The sequence below is a fragment of the Pseudomonas sp. UW4 genome (genome assembly GCF_000316175.1).
GTDB classification, from domain to species: Bacteria; Pseudomonadota; Gammaproteobacteria; order Pseudomonadales; family Pseudomonadaceae; genus Aquipseudomonas; species Aquipseudomonas laurylsulfatiphila.
In genome coordinates this window covers 616,269-633,248 of record NC_019670.1, presented here as the reverse complement: position 1 = coordinate 633,248, position 16,980 = coordinate 616,269, and the positions used below count along the sequence as shown (strand labels likewise).

The 16,980-nt window shown below is 60.4% G+C and carries 14 protein-coding genes; 8 read left to right on the top strand and 6 right to left on the bottom strand.

Annotation, left to right across the window (positions count from 1 at the left end):
• Nucleotides 1-255 precede the first annotated feature (255 nt).
• The 8 genes from prmA to PPUTUW4_RS02760 all read left to right on the top strand — a co-directional run bounded on the left by prmA (nucleotide 256) and on the right by PPUTUW4_RS02760 (nucleotide 10,611).
• Complete coding sequence (prmA, locus tag PPUTUW4_RS02795; protein ID WP_015093304.1) at nucleotides 256-1,134, top strand: 50S ribosomal protein L11 methyltransferase; 879 nt, start codon at nucleotides 256-258, stop codon at nucleotides 1,132-1,134.
• A gap of 30 nt (nucleotides 1,135-1,164) precedes the next feature.
• On the top strand, nucleotides 1,165-2,418 hold the full coding sequence (locus PPUTUW4_RS02790) for a DUF3426 domain-containing protein (RefSeq protein WP_015093303.1): 1,254 nt from the start codon (nucleotides 1,165-1,167) through the stop codon (nucleotides 2,416-2,418).
• Between the two features lie 184 nt (nucleotides 2,419-2,602).
• Nucleotides 2,603-3,613, top strand: coding sequence for a tRNA dihydrouridine synthase DusB (dusB, locus tag PPUTUW4_RS02785; RefSeq protein WP_015093302.1), 1,011 nt, complete (start codon nucleotides 2,603-2,605; stop codon nucleotides 3,611-3,613).
• A complete protein-coding gene (fis, locus tag PPUTUW4_RS02780; protein WP_015093301.1) occupies nucleotides 3,610-3,930 on the top strand; it encodes a DNA-binding transcriptional regulator Fis in 321 nt (106 codons plus the stop codon). The genes dusB and fis overlap by 4 nt, the downstream gene beginning before the upstream one ends.
• An 82-nt stretch (nucleotides 3,931-4,012) precedes the next feature.
• Nucleotides 4,013-5,620, top strand: a complete 1,608-nt coding sequence (purH, locus tag PPUTUW4_RS02775) for a bifunctional phosphoribosylaminoimidazolecarboxamide formyltransferase/IMP cyclohydrolase (protein ID WP_015093300.1) — start codon at nucleotides 4,013-4,015, stop codon at nucleotides 5,618-5,620.
• 155 nt (nucleotides 5,621-5,775) lie between these two features.
• The gene (gene purD, locus PPUTUW4_RS02770) at nucleotides 5,776-7,071 is read left to right on the top strand and encodes a phosphoribosylamine--glycine ligase (protein ID WP_015093299.1); all 1,296 of its coding nucleotides are present in this window, start codon (nucleotides 5,776-5,778) and stop codon (nucleotides 7,069-7,071) included.
• Nucleotides 7,072-7,171: 100 nt separating this feature from the next.
• Complete coding sequence (locus PPUTUW4_RS02765; RefSeq protein WP_015093298.1) at nucleotides 7,172-9,949, top strand: hybrid sensor histidine kinase/response regulator; 2,778 nt, start codon at nucleotides 7,172-7,174, stop codon at nucleotides 9,947-9,949.
• Between the two features lie 65 nt (nucleotides 9,950-10,014).
• Nucleotides 10,015-10,611: a MarC family protein gene (locus tag PPUTUW4_RS02760; RefSeq protein WP_007971378.1), complete on the top strand. Its 597-nt coding sequence runs from the start codon at nucleotides 10,015-10,017 to the stop codon at nucleotides 10,609-10,611.
• Here the strand turns inward: PPUTUW4_RS02760 and PPUTUW4_RS02755 are convergent.
• The 6 genes from PPUTUW4_RS02755 to cobG all read right to left on the bottom strand — a co-directional run bounded on the left by PPUTUW4_RS02755 (nucleotide 10,580) and on the right by cobG (nucleotide 16,809).
• Nucleotides 10,580-11,341, bottom strand: a complete 762-nt coding sequence (locus tag PPUTUW4_RS02755; RefSeq protein ID WP_015093297.1) for a hypothetical protein — start codon at nucleotides 11,339-11,341, stop codon at nucleotides 10,580-10,582. The two genes, PPUTUW4_RS02760 and PPUTUW4_RS02755, sit on opposite strands and share 32 nt — an antisense overlap.
• 54 nt (nucleotides 11,342-11,395) lie before the next feature.
• On the bottom strand, nucleotides 11,396-12,211 hold the full coding sequence (locus PPUTUW4_RS02750) for a hypothetical protein (RefSeq protein ID WP_041474975.1): 816 nt from the start codon (nucleotides 12,209-12,211) through the stop codon (nucleotides 11,396-11,398).
• Between the two features lie 219 nt (nucleotides 12,212-12,430).
• Entirely contained in the window at nucleotides 12,431-14,137 is a 1,707-nt protein-coding gene (gene cobJ / locus PPUTUW4_RS02745; RefSeq protein ID WP_015093295.1) for a precorrin-3B C(17)-methyltransferase, read from the bottom strand.
• Nucleotides 14,137-14,871 (bottom strand): precorrin-2 C(20)-methyltransferase, encoded by a 735-nt coding sequence (locus tag PPUTUW4_RS02740; RefSeq protein WP_015093294.1) that lies wholly within the window; start codon nucleotides 14,869-14,871, stop codon nucleotides 14,137-14,139. Before PPUTUW4_RS02740 ends, cobJ begins: the two co-directional genes overlap by 1 nt.
• Entirely contained in the window at nucleotides 14,868-15,494 is a 627-nt protein-coding gene (locus PPUTUW4_RS02735; RefSeq protein WP_015093293.1) for a precorrin-8X methylmutase, read from the bottom strand. The genes PPUTUW4_RS02740 and PPUTUW4_RS02735 overlap by 4 nt, the downstream gene beginning before the upstream one ends.
• A complete protein-coding gene (cobG, locus tag PPUTUW4_RS02730; RefSeq protein ID WP_015093292.1) occupies nucleotides 15,487-16,809 on the bottom strand; it encodes a precorrin-3B synthase in 1,323 nt (440 codons plus the stop codon). The genes PPUTUW4_RS02735 and cobG overlap by 8 nt, the downstream gene beginning before the upstream one ends.
• Nucleotides 16,810-16,980 lie beyond the last annotated feature (171 nt).

Below are 16,980 nucleotides of genomic sequence, written 5' to 3'. Positions count from 1 at the left end.
CAAAGCCGCCTCTGGGCGGCTTTGTTGTATCTGGACATTTCATCAGATAGGTGGCTTTGCACAATCCCTGTGGGAGCGGGCTTGCCCGCGAAGACGTCGGCACATCCAACATCAATGTGACAGACAGTACGCATTCGCGAGCAAGCCCGCTCCCACAGGCACAGCGGACTCCCACAAAAGCCCCGCTCTCGCGTAAACTTGCGTCCTTCTCGCAGCCCGCCTGGCTGCAATCAACATTTTTCAAAGGTGCCCGCCATGCCTTGGCTGCAAGTACGTCTCGCCATCAGCCCAGAACAAGCCGAAACCTATGAAGACGCTTTCCTTGAAGTGGGCGCCGTGTCGGTGACCTTCATGGACGCCGAAGACCAGCCGATCTTCGAGCCGGAACTCAATACCACGCCGCTGTGGTCGCACACGCACCTGCTGGCCCTGTTCGAAGGTGGCACCGAGCCCGGCCCGGTACTGGCCCACCTGGAGCTGCTGACCGGCAGCCCGCTGCCTGAACACCACAGCGAAGTCATCGAAGACCAGGATTGGGAACGCAGCTGGATGGACGGATTCCAGCCAATGCGCTTCGGCCAGCGCCTGTGGATCGTGCCGAGCTGGCACGCCGCGCCGGAACCTGACGCAGTGAACCTGTTGCTTGATCCGGGCCTGGCGTTCGGCACCGGGACCCACCCGACCACCGCACTGTGCCTGGAATGGCTCGACGGTCAGGACCTGAAAGACTGCAACGTGCTGGACTTCGGCTGCGGCTCGGGGATCCTGGCGATCGCCGCGCTGTTGCTGGGCGCCAGGGAAGCCGTGGGCACCGACATCGACGTGCAGGCGCTGGAAGCCTCCCGCGACAACGCCGGGCGCAACAACATCGCCGAACACCTGTTCCCGCTGTACCTGCCGCAGGACCTGCCGCAGGTGCAGGCCGACGTGCTGGTGGCCAACATTCTCGCCGGCCCGCTGGTTTCCCTGGCGCCGCAGCTGTCCGGCCTGGTCAAGTCGGGCGGTCGCCTGGCGCTGTCGGGCATCCTCGCCGAACAGGGTGACGAAGTCGCTGCCGCCTACGCCAAGGACTTCGATCTGGACCCGATCGCCAATCGCGATGGCTGGGTGCGCATCACTGGCCGTCGGCGCTAGAATGGCCGCCTGCATAATCCGGAACGCCGCATGACCGATAGCTTCGTCACTCAGTGCCCGCATTGCCAAACCAGCTTCCGCGTCAGCCATGCCCAATTGAGCGTGGCTCGTGGCGTGGTTCGCTGCGGCTCTTGCTTGCAGGTGTTCAATGCCGCCAGGCAATTGCTTGAGCAGGCCGGCAAGGAACCACCGGTAGCGGCGCCGTTACCGCCTGTGCAGCCTACCGAACCGCTCGAGCCATCGGCACCGCGCGCCATCAGCCAAAAGCAATGGAGCGCGAATGAACTGGACCTGGACAGTCTCGACCTCGACGAAGAACTCGCCCGGCTCGAACAGCGGGAAATCCAGCCAGCCACCGAGCTCGGCCGCCATCGCGACGACTCGCTGAGCGCCCGTCGCGACAGCGCCGGGCAGGATGACGAGGAGCCCTGGTCCGACAGCCTGTTCAGTGAGTCGGCGGCCGATCGCGCGCAAGTCAACGAACCGTCAGACCACCTTGAATCGCCAGAGCCGACGGTTGAACCGGGCAAAGTCTCGCGCACCGAACCTTCGCTGTCCCTGGAACCGGTCGATCTCGACGACGAACTGCAGCCACCCCAGTTGCGCTTGCATGACCCACTCGATGCGCCGCTGCACCACGAACGCCTGTCGGCTGCCGACGAGAACGAAATCGACGACAACCTGCCCTCGATCGAACCGCTGCGCAAGCGACGCGAACGCAGCGAGACGGGCCCGCGTGCCGAAGTGCTGCAAGACCTGACCGACGACCCGCTGCAACTGGACTGGCAAAAACGCCGCTCGCCCTGGGGCCGACGGCTGTTGTGGTTGCTGCTGGTGCTGATTGCCGCTGGCGCGCTCGCCGGCCAGTACATCGCCTACCATTTCGACGAACTGGCGAGACAGGATCAATATCGCCCGTGGTTCCAGCAACTGTGCCCGCAAATCGGCTGCACGGTGCCCTCCAAAGTCGACATTGCAAAAATCAAAAGCAGCAACCTGGTGGTGCGCAGCCATCCTGAATTCAATGGCGCGCTGGTGGTCGATGCGATCATCTATAACCGCGCAACCTTTTCCCAGCCCTTCCCGCTGCTGGAACTGCGCTTCGCCGACCTCAATGGCCACCTGATCGCCAGTCGCCGCTTCAAACCCGGCGAGTACCTCAATGGCGATCTCGAAGGCATGGCGGAAATGCCTCCGCAGACGCCGATCCACATCGCCCTGGACATTCTCGACCCCGGCGCCAAGGCCGTGAACTACAGTCTGAGCTTCCACTCTCCGGAGTGAAACGCTTCATCGCTCCCCGATTGAAGTCGGCTTTCTGACTCCCCCTGGCCAACCAAACCACGGGGAATAACAGAATAACTGTTCAGATTTTGTTCAATTCAGCCTTTATCCAGTCATCGAGAGCGGGTATCATGCCCACCCTTTTTCGAACTCTCATGATCCGGCCCCACAACAGGGAAGTCCTATGTCGGCGGTACGCATCGGCCCATACACATTGCATAACAGCTTGATTCTCGCCCCCATGGCGGGTGTCACCGACCAGCCCTTTCGTCAGCTGTGCAAGCGCTTGGGCGCGGGACTGGTCGTCTCGGAAATGGTCACCAGCGACATGAGTTTGTGGAACACCCGCAAGTCGCGAATGCGCATGATCCACACAGGTGATCCCGAGCCACGCTCGGTACAGATCGCCGGTGGGGACGCGCAGATGCTGGCGGACGCTGCCCGTGCCAACGTTGAAATGGGCGCGCAGATTATTGATATCAACATGGGCTGCCCGGCCAAGAAAGTCTGCAACAAGGCTGCCGGTTCTGCACTGCTGAAGGATGAAACCCTGGTAACCGAGATCCTGCAGGCCGTCGTGGCTGCGGTCGATGTGCCGGTTACCCTGAAGATCCGGACCGGCTGGGACCGGGACAACAAGAACGGCCTGACGGTGGCGAAGATCGCCGAGCAGGCAGGCATTACGGCGCTGGCAGTGCATGGCCGCACCCGTGCCGACCTGTACACAGGTGTTGCCGAGTACGACACCATTGCCGCGATCAAGCAGGCGGTGTCGATTCCGGTCTTCGCCAACGGCGATATCGATTCACCGGAAAAAGCCCGGTACGTGCTCGACGCGACCGGTGCCGATGGTTTGTTGATTGGCCGGGCTGCCCAGGGGCGGCCATGGATTTTTCGCGAGATCGACCACTTCCTGCGTACCGGCGAGAAACTCCCGGCGCTGGAACTGATCGAGGTGGAACGCATCCTGCTAGAGCATCTGGCTGCCCTGCACGCCTTCTATGGCGATGTCATGGGTGTACGCATTGCTCGAAAGCATGTGGGCTGGTATCTCGCAACCCTGCCGGGCGCCAGGGAGTTTCGCGCCCACTTCAATCGTTTGGATGGTACGGATACACAATGCGCCAACGTTCGGGCGTTTTTCGCCGAGCGTTACAAGAGCCTGACAGGGGACGGAGAGTGGGTGGCCGCATGACGATGATGACCGAGACTTTAGTGAGTGGAACAACACCCGTGAGCGACAACGTGAATTTGAAACAGCACCTCAATACACCGAGCGAAGAGGGCCAGACCCTTCGCGGGAGTGTCGAGAAGGCGCTGCACAATTATTTCGCCCACCTTGAGGGCGCTGCCGTCACTGATGTGTACAACCTGGTGCTCTCCGAAGTCGAGGCTCCCCTGCTCGAGTGCGTGATGAACTACGTCAAGGGCAACCAGACCAAGGCCAGCGAGATGCTCGGACTGAACCGGGGCACGCTGCGCAAGAAACTCAAGCAGTACGATTTGCTGTAAGCATTCAATCAAACCAGAAAGGCGCCCGCGTAAAACCGGTCGCCTTTTTTGCTGACTTCCTTTGCTTTTGATGGAAATTGAGATGACCGACCAGACTACCCGCCTGCCGATCCGCCGCGCCTTGATCAGCGTTTCCGACAAGACCGGGATCCTCGAATTCGCCAAGGAGCTTGAAGCCCTGGGCGTCGAGATCCTCTCCACCGGCGGGACGTTTAAGCTGCTGCAGGACAACGGCGTTGCCGCAGTGGAAGTCGCGGATTACACCGGTTTCGCCGAAATGATGGACGGCCGGGTGAAAACCCTGCACCCGAAAATCCACGGCGGGATCCTCGGTCGTCGCGGTATCGACGACGCGATCATGAACGAACACGGCATCAAGCCGATCGACCTGGTCGCAGTCAACCTGTACCCGTTCGAAGCCACCATCAACAAGCCAGGCTGCGACCTGCCGACCGCCATCGAGAACATCGACATCGGCGGCCCGACCATGGTTCGTTCGGCCGCGAAAAACCATAAAGACGTAGCGATCGTGGTCAATGCCAGCGATTACGCCAGCGTCCTTGAAAACCTCAAGGCCGGCGGCCTGACCTACGCTCAGCGCTTCGACCTGATGCTCAAGGCGTTCGAACACACCGCCGCCTACGACGGCATGATCGCCAACTACATGGGCACCGTGAACCAGGCGGCCGACACCCTGAGCACAGAAGGCCGCAGCGAATTCCCGCGCACTTTCAACAGCCAGTTCATCAAGGCCCAGGAAATGCGCTACGGCGAGAACCCGCACCAGAGCGCGGCGTTCTACGTGGAAGCCAAGCCTGCCGAAGTCGGCATCGCCACCGCGACCCAGCTGCAAGGCAAGGAACTGTCGTACAACAACGTGGCCGACACCGACGCCGCGCTGGAATGCGTGAAGAGCTTCGTCAAGCCGGCTTGCGTGATCGTCAAGCACGCCAACCCGTGCGGCGTCGCTGTCAGCCCTGACGCCGAAGGCGGCATCCGCAAGGCCTACGATCTGGCCTACGCCACCGACACCGAATCCGCTTTCGGCGGCATCATCGCCTTCAACCGCGAACTGGACGCCGAGACCGCCAAGGCCATCGTAGAGCGCCAGTTCGTCGAAGTGATCATTGCTCCGAGCGTCAGCGAAGAAGCCCGCGCCATTGTCGCCGCCAAAGCCAACGTACGCCTGCTGGCCTGTGGCGAGTGGTCGGCTGACCGCGCCGCTGCCTGGGACTACAAACGCGTCAACGGTGGCTTGCTGGTGCAGAGCCGCGACATCGGCATGATCGGCGCCGACGACCTGAAAGTGGTGACCAAGCGTGCACCGACCGAACAGGAAATCAACGACCTGATCTTCGCCTGGAAAGTTGCCAAGTACGTGAAGTCCAACGCCATCGTCTACGCCAAGAATCGCCAGACCATCGGTGTCGGCGCCGGCCAGATGAGCCGCGTGAACTCGGCGCGCATTGCTGCCATCAAGGCAGAACATGCCGGCTTGCAGGTAGCCGGTTCGGTGATGGCTTCCGACGCATTCTTCCCGTTCCGCGACGGTCTGGACAATGCGGCCAAGGCGGGCGTGACTGCCGTGATCCAGCCAGGCGGCTCGATGCGTGATGCTGAAGTGATTGCTGCGGCCGACGAAGCCGGCATCGCGATGGTGTTCACCGGCATGCGCCACTTCCGTCACTAAGTACACGATCAACTGTGGGAGCGAGCCTGCTCGCGAAGACGGCGGCACATTCAATATTGATGTGACTGAAACACCGCTTTCGCGAGCAAGCCCGCTCCCACATAAGAGCATCCCAGCGGTGCTATCAAGAATTAGCGTCATCCGAGGTTTTTGAAATGAATGTTTTGATCATTGGCAGCGGTGGCCGTGAACACGCCCTGGCCTGGAAAGTGGCTCAGGATCCGCGCGTGCAGAAGGTGTTCGTGGCGCCGGGCAACGCTGGTACCGCCATCGAAGCCAAGTGCGAGAACGTTGCCATCGACGTACTGGCGCTTGAGCAACTGGCAGACTTTGCCGAGAAAAACGTTTCCCTGACCATCGTCGGCCCTGAAGTGCCGCTGGTTGCCGGTGTTGTGGACCTGTTCCGCAGCCGCGGCCTGGATTGCTTCGGCCCGACCGCTGGCGCTGCGCAGCTGGAAGGTTCGAAAGCCTTCACCAAGGACTTCCTGGCTCGCCACAAGATCCCGACTGCCGACTACCAGAACTTCACCGAAATCGAGCCTGCCCTCGCCTACCTGCGTGAAAAAGGCGCCCCGATCGTGATCAAGGCCGACGGTCTGGCCGCCGGCAAAGGCGTGATCGTCGCCATGACCCTGGCCGAAGCCGAAGACGCCGTGCGCGACATGCTGGCGGGCAATGCCTTTGGCGATGCAGGTTCGCGCGTGGTCATCGAAGAGTTCCTGGACGGCGAAGAAGCCAGCTTCATCGTCATGGTCGACGGCAAGAACGTGCTGCCGATGGCCACCAGCCAGGACCACAAACGCGTCGGCGACGGCGACACCGGTCCGAACACCGGCGGCATGGGTGCTTACTCCCCGGCGCCAGTGGTCACCGCCGACGTGCACAAGCGCGTCATGGACCTGGTGATCTGGCCGACCGTGCGCGGCATGGCCGAAGAAGGCAACGTCTACACTGGCTTCCTGTACGCCGGCCTGATGATCGACAAGGCTGGTAACCCAAAAGTCATCGAATTCAACTGCCGTTTCGGTGACCCTGAAACCCAACCGGTGATGCTGCGCCTGCAGTCGAGCCTGGTGTTGCTGGTTGAAGCCGCCCTGGCCCAGGCGCTGGATAAAGTGGAAGCGCAATGGGATCCACGTCCGAGCGTTGGCATCGTTCTGGCCGCTGGCGGCTATCCTGGTGACTATGCCAAGGGCACAGCCATAAAGGGTCTGGATGCTGCCGCCGCACTGGAAGGCAAGGTTTTCCACGCCGGTACGGCGCTCAAGGACAGTCAGGTAGTGACCGCCGGTGGTCGTGTGTTGTGCGCCACAGCCATGGGTGCCAGCGTCGACGCTGCACAGCAGCAGGCCTACAAGCTGGCGGCAACGATTGACTGGGAAGGTTGTTTCTATCGCAAGGACATTGGCTACCGCGCCATTGCCCGCGAGCGTGGCGAAAGCCAGGAATAAGGTAGACACCGCGCCAGGCAATGAACACGGTTCATTGCCTGGCTATTCCGGCGCCGCGCATCGTTATACTCTGGCATCAACCTATCGAAGGGATTTCGCCGTGCGCTGGCTCAGGATTGCCATAAGCTTAACCGTCACATTGCTGACCCTGCTCTGCATGCTACCGGCCCAGGCCGCGCAAGGCAGTGGCTGGGCGGTATTGCTCGACGAACAGGGCGATCTGCAACTGAGCGACATCCGTTCCGCACGCTACACCAATCAATTCAGCCCCATCGAACTCGACCGCATTACCGCGGCTGAACCCGATGGGGCGCTATGGTTGCGATTCAAGCTTGCACCGGGCAAGCACGAACAGGTGCTGCGGTTGTTCGCGCCTGACCTGCGCCAGTTCAACATGTACGTACTGGACGGCGACAAGCTGATCGACCAATCCAGCACGGGCAACGAACAACCCCAATCCGAGCGTCCATTGCCGAGCAGCGACTTCATGCTGCCCCTGCCGCAAAGCGACAGCCCGCTGGACGTCTACCTGCGACTGGCCTCCGACCACCAGTTACGACCCTACATCACCCTGCAATCGGCGGTCATCGCGGCTGCCAACCAGAACCAGACGCTGATCTATGGTTTGCTGTTCGGTTGCATCGCCATGCTGATCCTGCACAACCTCATCCGCTACGCCTACACCCGCTCGCACAGCGCCCTCTGGCTGGCAGCGTGTGAAGGACTGCTGATGCTCAGCCTGCTGTTGTTGCTGAACCTCGCCGGCCCCTGGCTACCGGACTGGCCCGCACTGCAGACGCCGGGGGCTTACCTGACATTACTGCTGACGGCGCCCTGCGGCCTGATGCTTGCCTATCGCTTCTTCTCCCCGCTCGGGCCGCACCCGCTAAACCGGTTGCTGCTCGGCGAAGTCCTGCTGATCACCGCCTGCGGCCTGATGCTGCTGTTCGTCAATACCTTGCCGCTGAACTTCATTACCTACGGCCTGGTAGCCCTGGCTGGCCTGACCATGCTGTTCATCAGCGCCTATCACTGGCAAAAAGGCTATCGCCCGGCCCGTCTCTTCGTGGCGGCCATGGTGGTGTTCAACCTCGGGAGCCTGGTCATCCTGCCTGCGCTGTTGGGGCTGACCCTGGTCGAACCCCATGGCCTGATCACCACCTTGCTGGTATTCATCTGCATCAGCGGCCTGCTGATGAGCATCGCGTTGAGCGAGCGCCAGCGCCGCATCACCGAAGACCGTTTCAGCATCAGCCGCGACCTGGCGGCCAGCAATGCCGAGATCAACGCCAAGGCCGAGTTCCTGGCGAAGATCAGCCATGAAATCCGCACTCCGATGAACGGTGTTCTCGGCATGACCGAGCTGCTGTTGGGCACACCGCTTTCGGTCAAGCAACGCGACTATGTGCAGACGATCCACAGCGCCGGCAACGAACTGCTGACACTGATCAACGAAATTCTCGACATTTCCAAACTCGAGTCCGGGCAGATCGAACTGGACGATGTGCAGTTCGACCTCAACGCACTGATCGAAGACTGCCTGAGCATTTTCCGCGCCAAGGCCGAGCAGCAAAACGTCGAGTTGATCAGCTTCATTCAGCCGCAAGTGCCTCGAGTGATCAGCGGTGACCCGACACGCCTGCGCCAGACTCTGTTGAGCCTGCTCGAAAACGCCCTGAAAAAAACCGATGAAGGCGAAGTCCTGATCGTCGTGGCGCTCGACGAGCGCAACACCAAACCGCGCCTGCGTATCGCCGTGCAGGACAGCGGTGAGCCGATGGACGCCGAAGAGCGCGACGCCCTGATGCACGCCGAACTGCACAGCCGGCATTTTCTGTCGGCCACCCACCTGGGCGGCAACCTGGGCCTGGTGATTGCCCGGCAACTGATACGCTTGATGCAAGGGGAGTTCGGAATCAAGAGTGGCAGCAACCAGGGCAGCACCCTGTGGCTGACCCTGCCGCTGGATCCGGATCGCCTAGAGCACCCGACCTCCGACCTCGATGGCCCGCTGCAAGGTGCACGGGTATTGGTGGTGGACGACAACGACACCTGTCGCAAGGTGCTGGTGCAGCAATGCAGCGCCTGGGGCCTCAACGTCAGCGCCGCGCCTTCCGGCAAGGAAGCGCTGGCACTGCTGCGCACCAAGGCGCATTTGCGTGATTACTTCGATGTGGTCCTGCTGGACCAGAACATGCCCGGCATGACCGGCATGCAACTGGCGGCCAAGATCAAGGAAGACCCGAGCCTGAACCATGACATCCTGCTGATCATGCTCACTGGCATCAGCAATGCGCCGAGCAAGATCATTGCGCGCAACTCCGGCATCAAGCGCATCCTCGCCAAACCGGTGGCCGGCTACACCCTCAAGACCACCCTGGCCGACGAACTGACCCAACGCAACAAAGGCCTGGTCGTCACGCAATCACTGCCAAGCGGCCCGCCCCCGCCGGTCAAGGTCCCCAGCGATTTCCGCATTCTGGTGGCCGAAGACAACAGCATTTCGACCAAGGTGATCCGCGGCATGCTGAGCAAGCTCAACCTGCAACCGGATACCGCCTGCAACGGCGAAGAAGCCTTGCAGGCGATGAAAGCCCAGCGTTACGACCTGGTGCTGATGGACTGCGAAATGCCGATCCTCGACGGCTTCTCGGCCACCCAGCAATTGCGTGCCTGGGAAGTCGGCAACCAGCGGGTCCGTACCCCCGTGGTGGCATTGACCGCCCACATCCTGGCCGAACACAAAGAGCGTGCGCGCCTGGCCGGCATGGACGGACACATGGCCAAACCAGTCGAACTGTCACAACTGCGTGAATTGATCGAACACTGGGTCGCCCAGCGTGAGCAGCAGAATCGCGCAACGACCCAAACGTCCTGAGCCGACAGACTGCGCAACCCCTGATAGACTCCCCCTCGACTTCCCTCGCCAGTGAGCCCGGCACCATGCTCCATGTGTTGTTCAGCGTTTACCTGAAGATGCTGGTGCTCTACAGCCCATTCTTCGTGTTGTCCTGCTTCATAAGCCTGACCCGTGGTTATTCGCGCAAGGAACAGCGACGGCTGGCCTGGAAAGTTGCGGTCGCCACACTGGTCTCCAGTGTGCTGCTGTACTTGTTCGGCCGAGTGATTTTCAGTGTTTTCGGCATTACCGTGGACGCATTCCGCATCGGTGCCGGTAGCGTCCTGTTCATCTCGGCGCTCGGGATGGCACAAGGCAAATCGGCGGTACAGACCGACAACGTGCAGCAGGATGTGACTATCGTCCCGCTGACCATTCCACTGACCGTCGGCCCCGGCACCATCGGTGCGTTACTGGTGATGGGCGTGAGTCAACCGCACTGGGACGACAAACTCACGGCCATTGTCGGCATTGCCATGGCCAGTTTTACAGTGGGCGTGGTGCTGTTTTTGTCCAGTCGAATCGAGCGCATTCTCGGTGATCAGGGATTACAGATCGTCAGCCGTTTGATGGGACTATTCGTATGCGCACTGGCGGCGCAGATTATCTTCACCGGGGTGAGGGGGTATCTGGTGCCTTAGCCCGCCCCCCCTGAGCAAGCTGCACCGCATGTTCGCCGACCTTGATGCACAGTGCCTGCCGTTGCGGCCCTAGCCACCGCACTGTGTCTTCTCGGAATGCCGTGTATTCGTTGACAGCAAATCGGGCGTGAAGAAATGAAGTCATCACACCTCCCTCTACACGATTCAAAGCGAAGTCTTGCCCGATAAACTGGCCTTCAATCGGCTGATCTGTTTCAAAGAACACGGTGGCCAATGTTAAAAAACCATCAGCCTCGACTACGCCTGCCAGCACTCTCACACGATGAGTACGCTTGAGATTGTCTTCGATACCGACTGAATGAGTCCCACTCTCCAATATCGATTGCTCACGGAAAACCCCAGCCCCCAGCGACTGTACCGGCAGTTGCGCAATCATGCGCAAAGCACTTCCCATCAGAATGACTTGCTGAGCAGACAGCCTTGATTGAAAGGCTGCATGCACAGCGTCATACACGGAAAAAATCGTAACGCCTGATCGAGGGAACATTCCTGAGGTTGCACCCTGGTCATGGAACTGCCAGCCACAAGCGGCCAGCGTCTCCACGAATACTTCGGCCCATTTGGCGTGAGCGTGACCATTCGGAAAATCTTCCTCGGCGGTGAGTTGCGCAAACAAGACAGTGTCAAGGCTGTCCTGCAGGGCCGCAGGCGACAACGCCTTCGACATCAGCAAAATGCTGCCTGAATTTATTACTACGGAGTACGTCATTCGCTTTCCTTGATTCAGAAAGGCCAAAGGCCTGAAGCCTCTGGCCTCGTTCCTTCACTTGCGCCGGCTGAACCGCCTGACCAACACATCTTTTCGGTGCTCGCCGAGGTACTCTTCGATGTCCGATTTGATTTCCGCATAACGGGCAGGGTTGAACGTTACAAACGACTTTCCGTGAAAGATTTCCAGGGAAGAAGTCTTCCAGTCGACAAACAGCGCACCGCCATCATCACTACCACCCTGATGATCAACCGCGCCTACCGCGATCAGGATAATTCCGTTGGCCATTTGCTCGCAGGGAATAGTGGTCAGGCGTACGCCTTCCGTATTCTTCGCTTCAAGGTTGAACAGATTTAGTGCATCAGGCTCTTTCTTCAATGCATCCAGCGTGGAGTTGGTGATTGCACTGAGCACAGTTGCGCCAGGAATTGCGGCCTTTGCAGCCTCGACGGCAGCCTGGATAATATCGACCATGACATTATCCATCGTGATCTTCAGCGAAGTGGCACTGTACTTTGAGTAACCTTTATCTGGAACGAAACACCCCAACTCTTCCAGGCACTTGGTAAAGGCGTGATACCAAGCCTTGGGATCTTTATTCCCGGGCACTTCGTAATTAGCTTCCATCTTCGACATGGTAATCAGGTTTTCAATGATCGCCATGTTCTCGATGCTGATCTTGTCACCGTAGCCAATCAGACTGTTGCCCAACACCAGCGCGTCCAATTCCTTGGTAGGACTCGAAGCGACCGACGACATCAACGACATTGTGCGCGGCCGCTTGGCCATGGCACTTTTACGCATCTTAATGCATGCTCTTACGAAATCAGCACTTTTCGAAAAACTTACAGAACTTTCAAAGTCATCCACAAGCAATACTCCTTTATTTATTAACAAGCGCTCCATCCAGAAGCGCCTTAAAACTAACGCAGCTCACTCCAACCATCAACCGCAACTAAATACAACATGTGTATATCAATCATTACAAACTAGCGAGACACGCATTCAACAACAAACAAACAGACACCGCCCACCAGGCCATTACTAATTAATAATGGCCTGGAGTTATTCAGCAGTCCGGAATAGTAACTATTGAATGGGGGTAAGCTTGTCGCCATAACTGCGTGGCGTGTACACCCAGGTACTACCGTCCAGGCGAGGGAACACACGAGTTGTCGAAGACCCGATGAGTACCATTGTCCGCATGTCCACCTGATCGACACCCAGTTGACCCAGCGTGGTCACCCGTAACGTCTGACCCGGACGGCCAATATCCCGCCCCAATACGACGGGAGTTCCCGGCTCACGGTGCTGGCCGACAATCTCCAGCGCCCGGCCCAATTGCCAAGGGCGTGAACGAGAGATCGGATTGTAGAAAGCCAGCGCAAGATCGGCTTGCGCGGCCAGGTCCAGACGTTTCTCAATGATCGACCAGGGCTTGAGGTTGTCTGACAGCGACAGCACACAAAAGTCATGACCCAACGGCGCACCGGCCTGGGCGGCCGTCGCCAGCGAGGCTGAGACACCTGGCAGGATTTCGAGATCGACGTTGTGCCAGGCGGCATCGCTGGACTCGTGAAGCGCCTCCAGCACAGCCGCGGCCATGGCAAAGACCCCCGGATCACCGGACGACACCACCACCACCGAACGCCCTTGAGCCGCCAGTTCGAAGGCGTGACGGGCACGCTGCATTTCTTCGCGGTTATCCGTGCAGTGCAGCACCTGGTCAGCCCGGAATGGCCCGGCCATGCGTACGTAGGTTTCGTAGCCGAGCACATCGTTGGCGCGAGCCAGTTCTGCCTTCACCGCCGGCACCATCAAGTCGGCAGCGCCTGGCCCGAGGCCAATCACCGCCAGCCGTCCGCGCGGTCGGCCGATCTGCGATGGCTCCAACGGCTGCTCGGCGACTGCAATGGCAACCACGTCATCGCCGACGATGGATACAGGCCTGATGGCATGATGCACCAGCTCACTCGCCGCACCTGCAGCGCTGACAAAACGCAACGGCACACTCAGCTCAAGCGCCGCTTCGCGCAACGTGGAGCCGGCCATTTCACTGTCGGCTGCCAACAGGCAAGCCACCGATTGCACTGCGATTCCGGCCTGACGCAAAGCCTGGCGAATGGCGGCCGATGCATCGGCCACTTCACCCGCCACGGCAACCAGCACGTTGCGTGGATAGATCCGCAATTCGTGGGCCGCAGGCGCTCGCTCGGCATGACCGACGTGAACGGTCAGTCGCGCGTGTTCATTCTCAGGCAATTGCGCTTGCGCCAACCACGGTGCAGAACCTTCGATACGCACCGTTTCACCCGCCAGCAAATCGGACACGAAACGCTTGCCCAATTCCAGATCGCCCAAGACATACCCACTGGGCGGATTGAGCAGGCAGGTGCCGAAACGCAGTTCACCGCTGGTGGTGATCGCCGCCGAGACTTCCAGTGCGGCGGCAATCTCGCGCGCCATCACATTCACGCCGCCAAGACCACCAAGCAGAGGCACCACCGCGCTGCCGTCTTCGGCCACGGCCAGCACTGGCGGCTCTGCGCCTTTTTCCAGCAGCAATGGCGCCAGCGTTCGGATCACGATCCCGGCTGCGCACAAGGCTATGATCGGCGTGTCCTGTTGATAAAGCTCACGCAGGGTCGCACCGAATTCACGGTAGACGCGGTCAGCGCCCTCAACCCGCCCGGTCAGGCCGTGGATCAACGCCCCCGGATAAAACTGCTGAATTTTCTGTGCGGTCGCGAGGCTGCCATTGCCGAGAATGACAATCGCCGGAACTGGACGGGTCATCAGCCTTGCCACCTTTCACCGGGAACGATGATCAACGAGAAGTACGGCGAAGACATCGGCTCGACCTGATCCAGCGGCACGATCTTCTGATTGGCCATGGTTGCGCGTTCGACGTACAGCGCACGCTCGGCCAGGCCGAGCTCTCCGAGCACCTGGCGGACCTTGGGAAAGTTGCGTCCCAGCTTCATGATCACCGCCGCATCGGCATCGGCCAGGCGACGCTTGAGTTCGTCGTGCGGCAGCACACCGGACAACACCGACAGACTCTGATTGCGATACACCAGCGGCGCACCGAGCACCGAGGCTCCGCCGAGCATCGAACACACGCCAGGCACGACTTCAGCCTGATAACGCTGGGCGAGCCGGTCGTGCAGGTACATGTAGGAGCCGTAGAAGAACGGATCGCCCTCGCAGATCACTGCCACATCGCGGCCTGCGTCGAGATGCGCGGCCAGCTCTGCGGCAGCGTCATCATAGAAGTCGCTGATCACTTGCTCGTAGGACAACGGCGCCGGCAAGGCTTCAGTGGTCACCGGGTACACCAGTGGCAACAAATTCTGTGCGTCCTGCAGGTGTGCTTCGATGATACCGAAGGCGTTGCCCTTCTTGCCCTTGGCGACGAAGTACGCCACTACAGGCGACTCGCGCAGCAGTCGCAGCGCCTTGACGGTAATCAGTTCCGGATCACCGGGACCGACGCCAAGGCCGATCAAACGTCCAGGTTGCTGCATCATTCGATCTCCGTGGCGAGGGCATTGACGGCGGCGGCAGCCATGGCGCTACCGCCCAGGCGACCCTGCATGATGACAAAAGGCACGCCACGGCTGTCAGCCGCCAGCGCTGCCTTGGATTCGGCGGCACCGACGAAACCTACAGGGAACCCGAGGATCAGCGCCGGTTTCGGCGCACCGGCGTCGAGCATTTCCAGCAAATAAAACAATGCCGTCGGGGCGTTGCCGATGACCACCACGCTACCTTCCAGATGGGGCCGCCACAGTTCCAGCGCAGCGGCTGAGCGGGTGTTGCCCAATTCACGGGCCAGCTGCGGAACGCTTTCGTCGCGCAAGGTGCAGATCACCGGATTGTTCGCTGGCAACCGCGCGCGGGTCACGCCTTCGGAGACCATTCGCGCATCGCACAAAATCGGCGCGCCGGCCGCCAGCGCATCACGCCCGGCCTTGCCCGCCCCTTCGGAAAACTGCAAACCGTCGATGGCCTCGACCATGCCGCAGGCGTGAATCACACGGACCGCGAGTTTCTCGAGATCGGCAGGAATTCGGTCGAGGTTGGCCTCGGCGCGAATGATCGCGAAGGAGTTGCGATAGATCTCCTGACCGTCGCGGATGTAATCAAGCATCAAGGGGGCTCCGTGAGCGAGCGTCGAGCAAGGCCGCGACCGCTTCAATAGTAAGGTTGTGTGCGTGCAGCGCGCCGAAACCCGGCTGCGCTGCGTCGCGAAAATATAGATCGTAGTGACCGGGGGCGACGGCCAGCAACGTGACGGGCGCGATATGCGCGGCGGCGCAGGAACGCGGGCAACCGCTCAGGTGTATGTTCAGCGCCGGTCCATGGCGACGCAGCAACGCGGCCAATTGCAGGGCATCGCCCTTGGTATCGGCCAGGCCTTTGGCGCAACCGTTTGAGCCGGTGCAGGCGATCAGCCGGGACAATGGCTGATCGGCTTCACACTGCAGACCCAGACACTGCAGTCGCCGAATGACCTCAGCGGCATTTTCCGCGCGAACATTGGGCACCAGCAGACTTTGCCAAGGTGTGAAGCGCAGACTCGAATCACCGAGTTCGCACGCCACTTGCGCCACGCCCCGCAGCATCGTCGGATCGAGCCGTTCCAGTGGCGGGACAGCCCCCACATAGACAAAGCCGGAGTCGGCCTGGGGATGGGCGCCGATGTGCAAATCGCTGCCAGCCGAAACCCGCTGCCAATCGACAACCGCTTGCATCGATACACACTCAGCCAGCCGAAGCAGAACGTGCTCGATCGAGTACTCGGCCAGCAAATGACGCATCCGCGTCTGCTCGGGGCGCGCCCGTTCAAGGAACAACTCAAGCACCGCGACTACCAGGGCATGGCCATCGTCGAGCGCGACCGAACCGGCCGGTTTGTCCGTCGGGCATCCGGCCAACCCAAACGCCAGCCGTCGCACTCCGTTTCGCTCGAAGGCCGCGAGCCACAGGTCGTGGGGATGCTCAAGCATCGCCAGAGCCTCGCCGCCATCGAGTTGCATGGCGAACTTGGCACTGAGATCGTGAAAGCGTTCTTGCTGTTGCACCGTGGCCAAAATCCGATCGGCAAGTGCACGGGTATCGAACAGCATCTGCTGATCGAATCCGGCGGCAGGGCTGAGCATCAGATTGCGAACATCGTCACCCGCCGCATGGCTCGGGCCCAATCCTGCGGCAAGCAGGCAGTCGATCAAGGAGGCCTCTTCGTTGCCGATGCCACGAATCTGCAAGTTGCCGCGGTTGGTCGCCTCGATCACGCCACCGGCATATCGCTCGGCTGCATCGGCCACCGCGAAGGCCTGCTGTGCGCGGATGGAACCACTGCTGAGTTTGATTCGGCAAATGCCGCCGTCCAACGCCTGGACGATACGCAGCAACCCGGGACAGGCCGAAGGGCGTAAAGGGTTGGATATCTGACGAGGATTCACTGGATGACCGGTACGAGGCGAAGGGCAGCATTATGCCTGCTTTGTCAGGCGGGATGAAAAGTCCAGGCAGATGGACGACGAAAAGCGCCTGGCTCCGGCGTCAGAATATTTGTTCTGGCGCACGAGTCGTACTGGCTCATGTCAGGCATAAACGCCGCAAAAAATACTGAC

Bases quoted from the DNA above. Each gene is read 5' to 3' on its own strand.
- fis (WP_015093301.1), top strand. From the start codon at position 3,610: ATGACGATGATGACCGAGACTTTAGTGAGTGGAACAACACCCGTGAGC.
- PPUTUW4_RS02735 (WP_015093293.1), bottom strand. From the start codon at position 15,494: ATGCTTGATTACATCCGCGACGGTCAGGAGATCTATCGCAACTCCTTC.
- cobJ (WP_015093295.1), bottom strand. From the start codon at position 14,137: ATGACCCGTCCAGTTCCGGCGATTGTCATTCTCGGCAATGGCAGCCTC.
- dusB (WP_015093302.1), top strand. From the start codon at position 2,603: ATGTCGGCGGTACGCATCGGCCCATACACATTGCATAACAGCTTGATT.
- prmA (WP_015093304.1), top strand. From the start codon at position 256: ATGCCTTGGCTGCAAGTACGTCTCGCCATCAGCCCAGAACAAGCCGAA.
- PPUTUW4_RS02760 (WP_007971378.1), top strand. From the start codon at position 10,015: ATGCTCCATGTGTTGTTCAGCGTTTACCTGAAGATGCTGGTGCTCTAC.
- purH (WP_015093300.1), top strand. From the start codon at position 4,013: ATGACCGACCAGACTACCCGCCTGCCGATCCGCCGCGCCTTGATCAGC.
- PPUTUW4_RS02755 (WP_015093297.1), bottom strand. From the start codon at position 11,341: ATGACGTACTCCGTAGTAATAAATTCAGGCAGCATTTTGCTGATGTCG.
- PPUTUW4_RS02790 (WP_015093303.1), top strand. From the start codon at position 1,165: ATGACCGATAGCTTCGTCACTCAGTGCCCGCATTGCCAAACCAGCTTC.
- PPUTUW4_RS02740 (WP_015093294.1), bottom strand. From the start codon at position 14,871: ATGATGCAGCAACCTGGACGTTTGATCGGCCTTGGCGTCGGTCCCGGT.
- purD (WP_015093299.1), top strand. From the start codon at position 5,776: ATGAATGTTTTGATCATTGGCAGCGGTGGCCGTGAACACGCCCTGGCC.